15 protein-coding genes, 1 tRNA gene and 1 pseudogene are annotated in these 13,709 nt (G+C 70.6%); 5 read left to right on the top strand and 12 right to left on the bottom strand.

Annotated elements, in window-relative coordinates:
* Positions 1 to 35: 35 nt before the first annotated feature.
* A tRNA-Lys gene (locus ABD841_RS33360) sits at positions 36 to 109 on the bottom strand.
* Positions 110 to 257: 148 nt separating this feature from the next.
* Here ABD841_RS33360 and ABD841_RS33355 point away from each other — a divergent pair.
* The gene (locus ABD841_RS33355; protein WP_344980122.1) at positions 258 to 629 is read left to right on the top strand and encodes a PRC-barrel domain containing protein; all 372 of its coding nucleotides are present in this window, start codon (positions 258 to 260) and stop codon (positions 627 to 629) included.
* A gap of 87 nt (positions 630 to 716) precedes the next feature.
* On the opposite strand, the gene ABD841_RS33350 is transcribed toward ABD841_RS33355, so the two are convergent.
* Entirely contained in the window at positions 717 to 1,313 is a 597-nt protein-coding gene (locus ABD841_RS33350) for a nucleotidyltransferase family protein (RefSeq protein ID WP_344980120.1), read from the bottom strand.
* Between the two features lie 67 nt (positions 1,314 to 1,380).
* On the opposite strand from ABD841_RS33350, the gene ABD841_RS33345 reads away from it, so the two are divergent.
* Both ABD841_RS33345 and ABD841_RS33340 read left to right on the top strand, forming a co-directional pair.
* Positions 1,381 to 1,890, top strand: a complete 510-nt coding sequence (locus tag ABD841_RS33345; RefSeq protein WP_344980118.1) for a DUF6328 family protein — start codon at positions 1,381 to 1,383, stop codon at positions 1,888 to 1,890.
* A gap of 25 nt (positions 1,891 to 1,915) precedes the next feature.
* Positions 1,916 to 2,065, top strand: a complete 150-nt coding sequence (locus ABD841_RS33340; protein WP_012894286.1) for a GPGG-motif small membrane protein — start codon at positions 1,916 to 1,918, stop codon at positions 2,063 to 2,065.
* A 567-nt stretch (positions 2,066 to 2,632) separates the two neighbouring features.
* Here the strand turns inward: ABD841_RS33340 and ABD841_RS33335 are convergent.
* The gene (locus ABD841_RS33335) at positions 2,633 to 3,346 is read right to left on the bottom strand and encodes a metallophosphoesterase family protein (RefSeq protein ID WP_344980111.1); all 714 of its coding nucleotides are present in this window, start codon (positions 3,344 to 3,346) and stop codon (positions 2,633 to 2,635) included.
* Positions 3,343 to 3,588, bottom strand: a complete 246-nt coding sequence (locus ABD841_RS33330; protein ID WP_344980109.1) for a BON domain-containing protein — start codon at positions 3,586 to 3,588, stop codon at positions 3,343 to 3,345. The genes ABD841_RS33335 and ABD841_RS33330 overlap by 4 nt, the downstream gene beginning before the upstream one ends.
* Before the next feature lie 147 nt (positions 3,589 to 3,735).
* Here ABD841_RS33330 and ABD841_RS33325 point away from each other — a divergent pair, with 147 nt between their 5' ends.
* Positions 3,736 to 4,956, top strand: coding sequence for a glycosyltransferase (locus ABD841_RS33325; RefSeq protein WP_344980107.1), 1,221 nt, complete (start codon positions 3,736 to 3,738; stop codon positions 4,954 to 4,956).
* A gap of 91 nt (positions 4,957 to 5,047) precedes the next feature.
* Here the strand turns inward: ABD841_RS33325 and ABD841_RS33320 are convergent, their stop codons facing one another.
* Complete coding sequence (locus tag ABD841_RS33320) at positions 5,048 to 5,266, bottom strand: DUF4235 domain-containing protein (RefSeq protein ID WP_344980105.1); 219 nt, start codon at positions 5,264 to 5,266, stop codon at positions 5,048 to 5,050.
* Between the two features lie 117 nt (positions 5,267 to 5,383).
* Complete coding sequence (locus ABD841_RS33315) at positions 5,384 to 5,641, bottom strand: DUF6458 family protein (RefSeq protein WP_344980103.1); 258 nt, start codon at positions 5,639 to 5,641, stop codon at positions 5,384 to 5,386.
* A gap of 76 nt (positions 5,642 to 5,717) precedes the next feature.
* On the opposite strand from ABD841_RS33315, the gene ABD841_RS33310 reads away from it, so the two are divergent.
* Positions 5,718 to 6,236, top strand: a complete 519-nt coding sequence (locus ABD841_RS33310; protein WP_344980101.1) for a shikimate kinase — start codon at positions 5,718 to 5,720, stop codon at positions 6,234 to 6,236.
* A 99-nt stretch (positions 6,237 to 6,335) separates the two neighbouring features.
* On the opposite strand, the gene ABD841_RS33305 is transcribed toward ABD841_RS33310, so the two are convergent.
* The 6 genes and pseudogenes from ABD841_RS33305 to ABD841_RS33280 all read right to left on the bottom strand — a co-directional run.
* On the bottom strand, positions 6,336 to 7,172 hold the full coding sequence (locus ABD841_RS33305) for a MetQ/NlpA family ABC transporter substrate-binding protein (protein ID WP_344980099.1): 837 nt from the start codon (positions 7,170 to 7,172) through the stop codon (positions 6,336 to 6,338).
* A 63-nt stretch (positions 7,173 to 7,235) separates the two neighbouring features.
* Entirely contained in the window at positions 7,236 to 7,931 is a 696-nt protein-coding gene (locus tag ABD841_RS33300; protein ID WP_344980097.1) for a DUF305 domain-containing protein, read from the bottom strand.
* A 70-nt stretch (positions 7,932 to 8,001) separates the two neighbouring features.
* Positions 8,002 to 8,862, bottom strand: a complete 861-nt coding sequence (locus ABD841_RS33295; RefSeq protein WP_344980124.1) for a lytic polysaccharide monooxygenase auxiliary activity family 9 protein — start codon at positions 8,860 to 8,862, stop codon at positions 8,002 to 8,004.
* 124 nt (positions 8,863 to 8,986) lie between these two features.
* Positions 8,987 to 9,895: an NADP-dependent oxidoreductase gene (locus ABD841_RS33290; RefSeq protein WP_344980095.1), complete on the bottom strand. Its 909-nt coding sequence runs from the start codon at positions 9,893 to 9,895 to the stop codon at positions 8,987 to 8,989.
* Positions 9,896 to 10,048: 153 nt separating this feature from the next.
* Entirely contained in the window at positions 10,049 to 13,180 is a 3,132-nt protein-coding gene (locus ABD841_RS33285) for a M14 family metallopeptidase (protein WP_344980093.1), read from the bottom strand.
* Positions 13,181 to 13,439: 259 nt separating this feature from the next.
* Positions 13,440 to 13,709, bottom strand: a pseudogene (locus ABD841_RS33280) (hypothetical protein); the annotation flags it as partial.

Here is a 13,709-nt window from a genome sequence, read left to right as displayed (position 1 = left end):
GATCGGAGTCACGGACGCGCCGGTCGGATGCGGTGTGCGCCGCCAGGGACTCGAACCCCGGACCCGCTGATTAAGAGTCAGCTGCTCTGACCAACTGAGCTAGCGGCGCTTGACCTGGACAAGACTACCGGACCCGGCGACATGGTCCGTACATCACCGACATGTGATGACCGGAACGTCGGTGGAGCCGTTTAGCGCCGTTCTCCCGGGTAGTGGGCGTGGTGACCAGAGAATCACGCCAAAGGGAGTTGTTCACCATGCAGCCTGACCTCTGGAACTACCGTGCCGACGTGTACGGCGACGACAAGACGCTCGACCTGGCCGGTTACCACGTGGAGGCCACCGACGGAAAGATCGGTAGCGTCGACGAGGCCACGTACGAGGTCGGGGAGAGCTACATCGTCGTCGACACCGGGCCGTGGATCTTCGGGAAGAAGGTCCTCCTGCCTGCGAGCACCGTGACGCAGATCGACCCCCAGGAGAAGAAGATCTACGTCGCGCGCACCAAGCAGGAGATCAAGGACGCTCCGGAGTTCGACGAGGCGACCTTCAAGGAGCCCGCCTACCGCGACCGGATCGGCGAGTACTACGGCCGCTTCCCCTTCGGCGGGGGGCCGGGCACGTACTGACACGGCCTGACCTGACACGGTGGAACACGGAGGGCCCCGCCGCTCGGCGGGGCCCTCCGGTGTTTCCGCGGCCGGGGCCGCCCCGGCTCAGGGCCAGGACGGGTCACCCGAGGTGTCGAGCGGGCCGGGGACGACGCCGAGGCGCTCCAGGAGGATGAGAAAGGTCGAGGCGTAGGGGGAGTCCTGGACGACGGCGGCGACCCGGTTCCAGTCGACCTGCTCGCGCATGGCCCGGACCTGGGGGAGCAGCCCGCTGTAGTCGCAACTGTGCTCCGAGAGCGGCATCAGCCACGAGATGACCAGGTCGGTGGCCTCAAGGACGGGGAGGATCACCGCCGAGGCCTTCAACGGCTCAGCGCGTTTCAGCAGTTCCGGGGTGACCGGGCGGTCGCATATCCGGAAGATCAGATCAACCAGCCGCCCCTCGTCGAAGGCCTTGACCAGCCAGTCCTCCGGAGGCTTGGCGGTCGTGAACCCCAGCTTGTCCAGCGCTTCAAGCGCGAGCGGCACATCCTCCTGCGGGAGGACGAAGTCCACGTCGTGCAGCGAGGGCGCGGCCCCGCGCGCGTACGCGGCGCAGCCCCCGGCGAGTGCGAACCTGACGTCTGCGTCCTTCAAAGCGGTGCTCGCCCGCTTCAACGTTTCCAGGATCGCGTCAGTGACCTCATGACTGTGGCTTCCCATAAACAGACGCCTACCCCACGGACCCCCAGGTAGGCATAGCAAACGCACACCGGGGTAAGCGGTGCTCATGATTCAGCCCGAACCTATACAAAAGGAAAAAGCGGAGCCTGGAGAGAGCCACAAGGAGCGCGTGGACCGTGAGCTCAGCGAGCTGCTCCAGGGGTTAAGGGTGGCGGTCACCGGGGTGCAGGTGCTGTTCGCCTTCCTGTTGACGGTGCCGTTCGCCCCGGGCTTCACCAAGGTCGACACCCTGGGGCGCTGGCTGTTCTTCATCGCCTTGCTGAGCGCCGCCATGGCCTCCGTCTGCTTCATCACCCCCGCCGCCCAGCACCGCCTGCTGTTCCGGACCGGCCTGAAGGAGAGGATGCTGCACCGCGCCAACGAGATCGGCGTCGCGGGGGCGCTGGGGCTCGCGATCTCGATGACCAGCTCGGTCGCGCTCGTCGCGGAGACGGTCATCAACGCGTGGCCGGCCGCGGTGTTCGGCGGGGCGGTGGCACTGGCCAGCGCCTGGCTCTGGTTTATCCAGCCGATTATCGATCTGTACCGGACAAAGGAAGGAGGGGATGTTAAGTAGCGAAATGTGAGGGCAGTTGCCGCTTATGGCTACTTTGCTCTGGATCATCGCAGTGGTTCTCGTCGTCGCCGGGATCTACGTCATCCTGGCCCGTCGCGACCTCCTCTGGGGGATCGTCCTCATCGTCCTCGGATTCCTCGTCGGTCCCGGGGGTGTGAGCATCTTCAACGTCTGATGCGGGTTCGCCGCCCGCACACCGCCGTCCGGTGCGAGCGCCACGCTCGGGCGATCCGACGCGGACCCGGAGTCCGCGCCCGGTACCTCGCGCGCTCAGCGTCCTCGCACGTCATCCGGTCCGGGCCAGGTGCCCGAGGCCCCGTCCGCCGCGGGCCCGGCGCCCGCGACACCGTTCCGCGGGGGCCGGCGCCCGCCGCGGAACCCCACGTCGCCCCGAATTCCACAAACAGAAGCCTCGCGGGCCGGGACTCCCGGCCCGCTTCTTCTTGTCCCCCGGTTCGCCGTCGATCCCCGCCGGCTTTCGGTTTATCCCTCGCCGGTTTCTTCCCGGACTCCGGTTTCCCCCCGGCCCGGTTTCCCCCCGGGGCTCCCGTGGCCTTTCCTCGCGGGCTCCGGCCCCCTTTCCCGGGCGGCTCCCGAACGGCCCAGGAAACACCGGAAACACGAGAAACACGGAGACACCGAAACGCCGGAACGCCACCGGCGGGAGGGAGACCGCGGGCGCCACACCCGCCGCGCCCTCCGCTGGCGCCGCACCCCGCCGCGCCCTCCGCGGGTGCCCTCCTCAGAGGCAGTACACCCCGTACGCCCGGCCCAGCACCGGAAGCGCCACGTTGCGCACCCGGATGCCGCCCGGGGTCACGCCCTTCTCGGTGCCGGCGTGCGCGTGCCCGTGGATGAACAGGTCGGCGCCCTCGGCATCGGCCGCCTCGGCCAGCAGGTAGCTGCCGAGGAAGGGGTAGATCTCCAGCGGCTCCCCGTGCAGGGTGTCCTTGACCGGGGAGTAGTGGGACAGCACCACCCTCCGGTCGGCCTCGAGTTCCTTCAGCGCCACCCGCCAGCGTTCCGCGATGCGTTTGGTGTGGCCCACGAAGGCTTTGATCTCCCGCTCGCCGAAGTCGCTGGCGCACTTGCCGGCGTACCCGCCCCCGAAACCCTTGCCGCCGACCACGCCGAGCCGCACGCCGTCGATCTCCAGCACGGTCGCGTCGTCGTGCAGGACCTGGATCCCGGCGTCGCGCAGCAGGGCGGCGATCTCCCCCGGTCTGTCGGAGTGGTGGTCGTGGTTGCCGAGCACGGCGACCACCGGAATCGGCAGGTCGCGGAACTCGTCCGCCACCACCTTCGCCTCCTCCAGAGTCCCGTGCCTGGTCAGGTCTCCGGCGAGCAGCAGGACGTCGGCCCGCTCCTGGATGCCGCGGAGCCGTTCGCGATAGCTGCCCCTGAGGCTCTCGTCCAGGTGCACGTCTCCGACCGCTGCGATCCGCAGCTCTCTCACAGCCTCTCCTCTCCCACCGGCTCGCGGACGTCCACGACGTCGATCTCGTTGTGGATCACCAGCCCGGGAGCCGCCTCGTGGGCCACCTCGGCGATCAGGTCGCGGCGTTCGGCGCAGTTGACCTGGCCGCGCAGGTAGAGCTGGTCACCCCGGACGTCCGCCCGGATGCCGAGTTCCGTGGTTCTGTCGTCCTCGGCGAGCGCGCTCTGCACGCGCGCCGCTATGTACTGCGGAGCCTCCATCGTCGAACTCCTTCCACTCAAAACAGATCGCCTTCCCGGGATGTCCGGGGCCAAACGCGTTTAAAAAGCTTCCAGGGGGAACACAAACCGGGTGGATGCCTAGGACGCAGGCACGTTCTCTTTCGCAGAGTCGGCGGAGCCGTGCCTATGAAGATCGCAATGGTGTCCGAGCACGCCAGTCCCCTCGCAGTCGTCGGCGGAGCCGACGCCGGAGGCCAGAACGTCCACGTCGCCGCGCTGTCCCGCGCGCTCGCCGCGCAGGGGCACGAGGTGACCGTCTACACCCGCAGGGAATCCCCCTTCCAGCAGCAGAGGGTCGTCTTCGCCCCCGGTGTGACCGTGGTGCACGTCCCGGCCGGACCCGCCATGGTGCTGCCGAAGGACGACCTGCTCCCCTGGATGCCGGACTTCAGCCGGTGGCTGGCCGCGCGCTGGACCGTCGCGCCGCCCGACATCGTGCACAGCCACTTCTGGATGAGCGGGCTGGCCGCCCTGGCCGCCGCCCGGGACACCGCGGTGCCCGTCGTGCACACCTTCCACGCCCTGGGTACGGTCAAACGCCGCCACCAGGGCGAGGCCGACACCAGCCCGCGCGAGCGCATCGAGGTCGAGACGCTCGTCGCCCGCCACATGGACGCGATCATCGCGACCTGCGCCGACGAGGTGGCCGAGCTGGACCGGATGCGCGTCTCCCGCAACCGCACGGCGGTCGTCCCGTGCGGGGTGGACGTGCGTGCCTTCACCCCCGCGGGCCCGCGGATGGACCTGGGGCCGGGGCCCGTGCTCCTGGCCATCGGCCGCCCGGTGCCGCGCAAGGGCGTGGAGACCACGATCCGGTCACTGCGCCACGTCCCGGACGCGACCCTGGCCGTCGCCGGCGGCGAACCCGGCGACCCGGAGGTGAACCGGCTCTCGCGGATCGCCGGACGGTACGGGGTGGCGGGCCGCGTCCGCTTCCTCGGCCGGGTGGGCCGCGAGTCCGTCCCCGCCCTGATGCGCGCGGCGAGCGTGGTCGTGAGCGTGCCGTGGTACGAGCCGTTCGGCATCGTGCCGTTGGAGGCCATGGCCTGCGGTGTTCCGGTGGTCGCCTCGGCGGTGGGCGGGCACCTGGACACGGTGGTGCCGGGCGTCACCGGCCTGCTGGTCCCGCCGCGCGAGCCGTACCTGCTCGGCCACGCGCTGCGGCGCCTGCTCGCGGACCCGCCGCTGCTGGCGGCGTACGGTGCCGCCGCCGCGGACCGGGCGCGGTCCCGTTACGGCTGGGACAGGGTCGCCGCCGAGACCCTCGCCGTCTACACGGATGTGCTGTCCTCCCGCGGGCGGCCGCGACGGACGCGCGGCGGCCGGCCGCGCGCGGGCGCCGCCTGATCGCGGCACCGGCCGGCCGCGAGTGCCACGCTCCCGCCGGACGGCGAAAGACCCCGGTCCCGTGCGGGGCCGGGGTCCTCGAGTCTTGAGATCACTTGCCGGTGGCTCTGTGGATGCTGCGTGCCGCGGAACGGTCGATCGCGGCCTTGACCACGCCGAAGATCGCACCCTGGATGGCCGACGCGACCAGGATCTCGCCCCATCCGTACTCGTCCGACGTCGCCTGCGGCGCGTCGTCCTTGCCCGACGCGAACTTCCAGACCTGCTTGAAGATGGCTCCGGCGATCGCGCCACCGATCATTCCACTCACGGCACTCGCACCGCGGGATACGACCCTGCTCAACGTCCGTCCTCCGTTCGCATTCACCGAGAGGGCCACGCCTACCCGTCACGGCCGGGCCCTAACGGACCGGCGTTTCCTCACCCGTCACACCACCGGCGGATCGTTGTAGTGACGCTCCTCGTAGACGCGGCGGTGGGTCACCGGGTCCTCGATGACGGTGGTGGGCTCCACGGCCCGCCGGGCGATGCTGAGACGGTAGATCGCGAACAGGAGCCACGCGAGGCCGCCGAGCATCAGGATGACACCGACGATGTTGATGTCGAACCCGGCGATGTCGAACTCGACCGCCCACGTGAGGATGGCGCCGAGCATGATGAGAATGATGCCGCCTGCGATGGTCATGGGATCTCCTCCTTTGAGCCAACGCATCACCCCTATCCCCCACACGGATCTCAAACGTCGTCCACCGGAGGCAGCAGTGAAGTATGACCGTCCGATCGTCGTCACGGGTCTGATGGGCTCGGGAAAGACATCCGTGGCGCGGGTGCTGGCGAAGGAGCTCGGCCGCGACCTCCGCGACAGCGATCCCGACATCGCGGCGCGGTACGGCGGCGCGACGGCGGCGGAGACCGCCGCGAGCGAGGGCGCCGAGGTGCTCCACGCGCGTGAGGCGCTGCACCTGCGGGAGTCCCTGGCCGAGCGCCCGCCGGTGGTGGTCGCGGCGGCGGCGAGCGTGGTGGAGGATCCGGCGAGCCGTGCCGCGCTGGGCTCGGCGCTGGTGGTGTGGCTGGACGCGCCCCCGGCGGTGCTGGCCGAGCGGATGCGCTCCGGCGCGCACCGGCCGCACTTCGAACCGGACCTGGAGGCGATGCTGACCAGGCAGCGGACGCGCAGGGGGCCGCTGTTCGCGGAGGTGGCGGATCTGACGTTCGACGTGTCGTCGATGCTTCCCGAGGAGGTGGCCGCCGCGGTGCTCTCGTCCCTCGGCGAGCGGTAGCCGGCTCGCGGGGCGGCCCGTACGGGCGTCTCGGCGGCCGGAACGGCCCCGGCGGGCAGGCACCCGGCGGGAGGGGGTTCCTCCCGCCGGGGCCGCGGGTCACTGGGCGGGCAGGACCGCGCCCTTGTACTTGTCCTCGATGAACTTCTTGACCTCGGCGCCCTGGAGGATCTCGGCGAGCTTCTTGACGCGCGGGTCGGCGACCTTCGCGGGCACCGTGACCAGGCCGTTGGCGTACGGGTTGTTCTCGCCCTTCTCCAGGAGCAGGGAGTCGGTCGCGGGCTGCAGGCCCGACTCCAGGGCGTAGTTGCCGTTGACGATCGCGGCGTCGACGTCCTCCAGGGAGCGGGGCAGCTGGGCCGCCTCCAACGGCTTGAACTGCAGTTCCTTGGGGTTGCTCGCGACGTCACGCTCGGTCGCCTTGACGCCGACGCCCTCCTTGAGGGTGATCACGCCGTTGTCGGCGAGGAGCTTGAGCGCGCGGCCGAGGTTGCTGACGTCGTTGGGCAGGGCCACCTGGGCGCCCTTGGCCAGCTCGCCGACGCTCTTGATCTTCTTGGAGTAGAGGCCCAGCGGCTCGATGTGGACGGGGGCGACCCAGCTGAGCGTGATGCCCTTGCCCTTGGAGAACTCCTCCAGGTACGGGACGTGCTGGAAGTAGTTCGCGTCCAGGTTGCCCTCGTCGAGCTGGGTGTTGGGCTGGACGTAGTCGGTGAACTCGACGATCTCCAGGTTCAGCCCGGCCTTGGCCGCCAGGTTGTCCTTGACGTACTTGAGCACCTCGCCGTGCGGCACGGGGTTCACCCCGACCTTGAGCGGGGCGTCGGCCTGTGGCGTCGCCGAGCCGGGCTGGGCCGTGTCGGTCGACGACCCGCCGCACGCGGCAAGGGTCCCGGCCAGGATCAGTCCGGCGACGGCCCCGAGCAACTTGCGCATGACTCTCCCCTATTTCCCCAATATTTGGTAGGAAATATCTCATAGAAGGAGTCAGCGAACAAATCACTCCTGGCCGAGCAGGGCGAGCATCTGCGCGATCTGCGCCGTACGCGAGGCGTCAACCCGCCGCGCCATCCCCTTGACCTGCGGATTCAGCCCGGTCAGCACCTCGGCCCTGGCCATCTGGGCGGCGTCGTCCTGCTGAGCGATCAGCATGTTGAGAAACCTCCTCTCGAACTCGGCCGCCGGGGCGCCGATGAGCGCGTCCACCTCCTTCTCGCTGATGTCCGGCATCCCGCCGTGGGCGGCGTGCTCGTCGTCCTCGGCGGTCGCGGGCTGATCCCACGCGACCAGCAGGCCGGCCATCGAGTCCGCCTCGCGCTCCTGCGTCACCCCGATGGCCTCGGCCAGCTCCCGGACCTCCGGGCGGACCGGCCGGTCCCGGGCCAGGCGCACCAGTTCCGCTCCCTGTCGGTTGTAGGGGACCATCATCTGCAGGAACATCACGTCGGCCGCGTTGAAGGCGACCCCCGCGGCGGTCCCCACCGCCGGGCCGGGCGAGACGCCCGGCGTCGCGGGGCCGGAGCCGCCGGGGCCCGCGTCACCGTGCGCGCCGTGACCCGCGCCGCCGTGGGCCGCGCCGCCGTGCGCGCCGTGGCCCGCGCCGCCGGAGCCGCCGCGCAGGTCATGGATGCTGTGGGCGCCGCAGCCGGAGAGCAGGAGGACACCCAGGAGTGCCGCCGGAACCGTGCGCCTCATCGCCACCTCCTCGGACGGGTGACCGTCCCGGCCGGGACGGCGGTGACCGTCCCGGCCGGGTCTCGCCGGATCAGGCGGGTTCCCACAGCGCCGCGACGTTCGGCGGCTCCCAGCCCGGCAGGGAGGTGTGCGCCTGCCTGCACCGGTAGGTCACCCCGCCGTAGGTGACCACGGCACCGGCCTGGTAGGCGGTGTTCGGCGCCCAGGTACCGCCCGGCTGCGAGGTCGGGGTCGAGGTCGGCGTGGACGTGGGGCTCGAGGTGGGGGTCGAGGTCGGCGTGGACGTGGGGCCGGGGTTGTTGCCCCCGCCGAAGTCCACGTCGGAGCAGGTGTAGAAGGCCTCGGTGCTGCCCACCACGCGCTGCCAGATCGAGTAGAGGATGTGGCGCCCGCTGCGCTGCGGGAGGTTGATCGTCCAGTTGGTGAAGGTGGTGGGGTTCTGGTTGGTGAAGGTCTGGATGTGCACCAGGTCCGACCAGCGCAGCGGCTGGGTCGGGTCGTAGCCCGCCCGGGTGATGTAGAACTCGAAGTTGCTGTTCGAGTGCGGAGCGGTCGCGTGGTAGGTGATCGTCAGAGCACCCGGGGAGACCCTGGTCGCGGGCCAGTCGGTCCGGGCGAGGTTGAGCCCGCGATACTTGTCGCGCCCGGCACCGCACAGCTGGCCGTCCGGGATGATCGCTCGGTGGTTGCCGCCGGCCTCCAGCCGCGACACCTCGTGCCAGTCGTAGAAGGCCTGGGTGCCGCCGGCCGCGATCGCCGCCTTGCACGCCTCGGACTTCGGGGTCTCCGGGCCCTCGTTCTTGCAGACGTAGGCCCTGCTGGGCGGGTTCGACATGGAGCCGTGGGCGACGGCCGGGGCGGACGGCAGCAACGCCAGCACCGAACCCGCGGTGATCGCGGCGGCGCCGACGGCGGCCGCCCTGTGTCCCATACGCACGTGGACTCCTCCTTAGGGGGAAAGGGAGGCATGACATGTCCAACGGCCGACGGATAGCACGTTATTAACAAGAAACCTTACTAAACATTTGAGCCCCGAGGCCAGCCCCCGGACCGATTCAGTCGATCGTGATCACGACCTTGCCGCGGCCGTGCCTGCCCTCGACCTCCCGGTGGGCGTCCGCGGCCCGCCGGAGCGGGTAGGTCCTGCGGACCGGGAAGACGAGCCGGCCCTCGGCGTGGAGCGCGGCGAGCTCGGCCAGGCGGGAGGCCAGGCGGACCCCGCGGGTCAGCTGGACGCCCAGCTCCGCGGCCTTGCCGTGCTCGACGAGGGTGATGACGCGCTCGGGCTTCACCAGCCGGAGCGAGACGTCGAGCGCCTCGCCGCCGGCGCCGTCGAGGACCTTGTCCACCCCGCCGGGGGCCAGGGCGCGCACCCGCTCCAGCAGGCCCTCGCCGTAGGCGACGGGGATCGCGCCGAGGGAGCGCAGGTAGTCGTGGTTCTCCTCGCGGGCGGTGCCGATGACCGTGGCCCCCCAGAGCCGGGCGAGCTGGACCGCCGCGGTGCCGACCCCGCCCGCGGCGGCGTGGACCAGGACCGTGTCCCCCTCCCCCACCTCAAGCTGGCGCAGCGCGATGTGCGCGGTCTGGGTCCCGGCGGTGAAGCCGCCGGCCACCTCCCACGGCATGGCGGCCGGCTTGGGCGTGACGTTCTCCGCGGGGACGACCACATACTCGGCGTAGGCGTTCAGCAGGGTGAAGCCCAGCACCTCCGCCCCCGGTGAGATGCCGGTCACCCCCGCCCCCACCTGGTCGACGACCCCGGCGAACTCGTTGCCGGGCACCCGGGGCAGGTCGCCGGTCACCCCCGCCGGGGTCCACCCCCGGCGTACGGCCACGTCGAACGGCTGCACGCCGGCCGCCCTGACCCGTACGCGCACCTGACCCTCGCCCGCCTCCGGCGTCGCGATCTCGGTCACCCGCAGCACCTCGGGCCCGCCGAACTCGTGAAAAGCAGCCGCCTTCACAGGATCCCCCTCCGGTCGTGTACGCCTGAGCCGCGTACGTCAGCGACCAGCCTGCAACCTCAACCATGATTGAGGTCAATGCGCGGCCGGGAACGCCGAAGGCCGGGCGCCGCGGGGACGGCGCCCGGCCTCACGGAGAGAGCCCGGTCCGGGTCAGCCGATCAGATGCTTCATGATCTTCTTGATGGTCGCGGCCCGCTGGGCCGGGTCGGCCACCTGCTCCAGGCCGAAGCCCAGGAACACGCTGTCCTTCGTCGAGACGGCCGCCGTCTTGTCGGCCTGCGCCCTGGCGAAGTCACCGGAGCCCGTCGGGCTGCCCGGCGGCGGCCCCGGGGTCGACCAGGCGCCGAGACCGGACTCGAACCCCTCGGCGGTCAGCTCACCGGCGGTGGTGGTGACCTTCGTGTCGTCCACGAACGCGCCGACGCCGCCGGTGGCGGGGTCGGTCACGTAGCTGATCGACACCTCGACCTGCTTGCCCGCGTACGCGGACAGGTCGAAGGCCACCTGCCGCCACCCGTTCGAGCTGCCGGTGAAGGCGTTCCACGAGCCGCTGGTCCCGGTCGCCGTGCACGGGTTGCCCGGCGTCAGGTAACGCAGCAGCCACGGGTGCTCGTCCAGCAGGTACCCGGCCGTGCAGTCGGCCGGGACCGCGGTCGAGGTCCCGCCGTTCAGGTCGGGCAGCGTCGTCCAGTCGTCCTGGCCGGCCGTGTGCGCCTCGACGATGACGTTGTCGTACCCGTCCTCGGTGTTGAACGAGAGCTGGAACCCGAGCTTGGGCTGCTGCGCCGCGGTGACCGACGACAGGTCGATCGTCCGCGTCAGCCGCATGTAGGCGTCGTCGGTGTGCGGGCCGGCGACGTACCACTCGCCCTCGACCGGGTCGAACGGCCCGGTCGCCCCGACGTACTCGGCCGACGCCTCGCTCTTGAACTGCGGGAACCTGTCCGGCGGCAGCGTGTCGCTGGTCACCTGCAGGCTGCCCGCCTCGTCCAGCGGGTTGTCGGCGACCGCGGGGCCGCCGAAGGTGCCGCTCGTGCCGGTCAGCCCGTCCCCGGTGCCGGTGAACCCGGTCGGCCCGCTGCGCGGGTTGCGGCCGTTGACGCCCAGGTAGTACTGGGCGAAGTCGTCGGCCAGGATCAGGCACTCCTCGAAGAAGCCGTCCTGGGTGGTGACGACGCAGTCGGCGTCCGGCGCGCCGTCCAGGCCGTAGTAGATGCCGCCGAGCGAGGTGCCGAGGAGGCCGAAGTATCCGGTGGTCTCCCCGGTGTACAGCAGCTTGCCGCCCTCGTTGAGGTAGTCGCGGACGGAGACGGTCAGGTCCTGCTGCGACCGCTTGACGTCCAGGTCCGGGAGCGGGCCGAGCGGGGTCTGGGTCGCCACGTCCTGCGCGTCCATCGCGAGCCGGTCGTCGCCGAGGTACCACGCCACGGCCTTGAAGTGGCCGAGCACGCCGAGGTGGTGCGGCACGCCCTGGGCGTCGACGTCCCACGTCTCGGAGGCGTAGCCGGCGGTCTGCAGGGCCTGCGCGTACTGCGCGGCGTACTTCGGCGCCGTCACCGACGACGGGTAGTCCGGGTTGAAGCCCGTGTAGTCCTCGTTGGCCAGGACGAGCACCTTGGCCTTGGACTTCTTCTCCAGCGTGTACGTGAAGCGCTCGCTCTCCACGGTCCCGGTGCCGGCCTTGAAACCGGTGAACCACACCTCGACCTTGTCCCCGGGCTTGGCGCCCTCGACCTTGGCGCGGTACTCGGCGAAGTAGTCGTCGTTCTCGTCGCCGTACCTCTCGCCGCCGTTCCACTCGGTGAGCGCGCGGAGCCGCACCGGGCCCCCGTTGATACGGAAGCGCATTTGCTTGGTCGTCAGGGACCGCCGGGCGATGACGGCCACCGGCTGCGGGTCGCCGTACGAGACGGAGAAGCTGTCGGGTTTGAAATCGGGGACGGTCCGGCCGACCGGGGAGACCGGCCGGTCGGGGGTCTTGGCGGACTTGGCGGTGGCGACCGCGAGTGGGATGTTCTTGGCGAACTCGGCCTGGATCAGCACCTCGCTGTCGGGGAAGGTGAAGCCGAGGCCGCCCTCGCAGTCGGCCAGCGTCCACTCGTCGTCCGGGACGCTCTCCACCGCGACCTCACAGGTGGTCATCTCCGGCGTGATCGCCAGGATGTGCCGCTTGTTGCTCATGTGGCCGTCGGTCTCACCGTTGGTGGTGTAGAGCTCGGCGCCGAGGTCGGGGTCGTACCCCGGGACGGCGGGTGTCGCGTCGTCCCCCAGCAGCGCCTCGAAGATCAGGTCATCGGGGGAGGGCGTGGCCTGCTGCCAGCCGATGCCGTACAGCAGCAGCTGGGCGGCCGAGTGGTAGTTGAGCAGGTAGGTGAACCGGACCCTCTTGGTGAGGTCGTCCATGGCCCTGGTCTCCGGCTCCGACTGCGGGCTCGCGCCGCGGTAGGTCTGGCTGGCCGGGTTCTCCGAGGAGCCCTCGTTGTCGTAGCCCCACTTGTAGGCGAAGTTACGGTTGAGGTCGACGCCGTCGGCCGTGGTGATCTGCCCGTCGCCGTTGTTGTCGCGCAGGTTCTTGCGCCAGAGCCGGTTGCCCTCGGTGAAGGTGTGGTCGTAGCCGTCGGGGTTGGCCACCGGGACGAACCACAGCTCGGTGGTGTCGACCAGCTGGGTGATCTCGGGGTCGGTGCCGTAGCCGTTGAGGAAGTGGAGCAGGAGCCTGCGGGTCATCTCCGGCGTGATCCACTCACGGGCGTGCTGGGCGGAGGCGTAGAGCACGGCCTTGCGTGTGCCGTCCCTGAGCTGCCGCGCGTTCTTGGTGACCTTGATCGCGGTGATGGGCTGTCCCTTGAGCGAGGTGCCGAAGTCGACGACCTTCGCGATGCCGGGCTTGGCGTTCGCCGCGGTGACGATCTGCTCGCGGATGCCGCCGGCGCCGCTGTACGGCTTGAAGACGCCGTCGCCCTTGGCGGCGTTCTTCCTCGCTGCGGCCTTCTGCGCCGTCAGGTCGACGCCGCTCTTGCGAAGCTGCTCCGCCTGGACGGCGCCCAGAATCGCCTGGACGGTGACTTTCTTCCCGTCGGCGGACTTGGTGATCCGCAGTTCCTCCCGGTCGACACCGGATTTCAGTAATTTGTCCAGTTGCTGCGAGGTGAGTTCTCCGGCGTAGACGTGTATCCCGTCCCCGCCCGCCGGCGGCTCCGGCACCGCCGCCGCGGTCGGGGCCACCACCATTGATAACAGCAGGAACCCGGTGGCGAGAATGGCCAGTCTCGCACGTTTCATTAAGACCTCCGCCGTCCCCTGAAAAACAGGAATGTGGGAAATCTGCGCGGCGACCGGATCGGAGTCAACGTCAATTCCCGCTACCGTTCCCTTTTGGCCACATGTGGCCAGAGCGGTATTTGGGCCTTCCAGAAACCGGGTGGACATGCTGTTGCGGAACCACCCGGTATCCGGGGCCGTCCACCGGCGGCGCCGGCGAGTTCGCGGGCCGCGTCCGAAGTCGTCGTCCGCGGTCCGGCCCTCCCTCAAGGCCGGGCGCTCACATGGACCGGAGCGCGGCCAGCGCGTCGGCGGCGGCGGCCAGGCGGGGCGCGGAGGCGAACCCGGCGTGGTAGAGGTGGAGCTCGTCCGCCCCGGCGGACAGCAGGCGGTCCCAGTCGCGGGCGAACGCCGCCGCATCGGGCGGATGCGGCGGCAGGACGGTGACGTACGCGCCCAGGCGCGGACCGGGCCCCGCGGCCCTCCGCCCGCCCCCCGGCGTGCCCCCCGGAACGGTCGCCCGCGTGCCCTCCGGAACGGTCGCCCGCGT

Origin of the sequence: Streptosporangium fragile, from assembly GCF_039534445.1 — a bacterium.
Lineage (GTDB): Bacteria > Actinomycetota > Actinomycetes > Streptosporangiales > Streptosporangiaceae > Streptosporangium > Streptosporangium fragile.
Note: the sequence above shows the minus strand (reverse complement) of the source record. Positions and strands in the feature narration are given on the sequence as shown.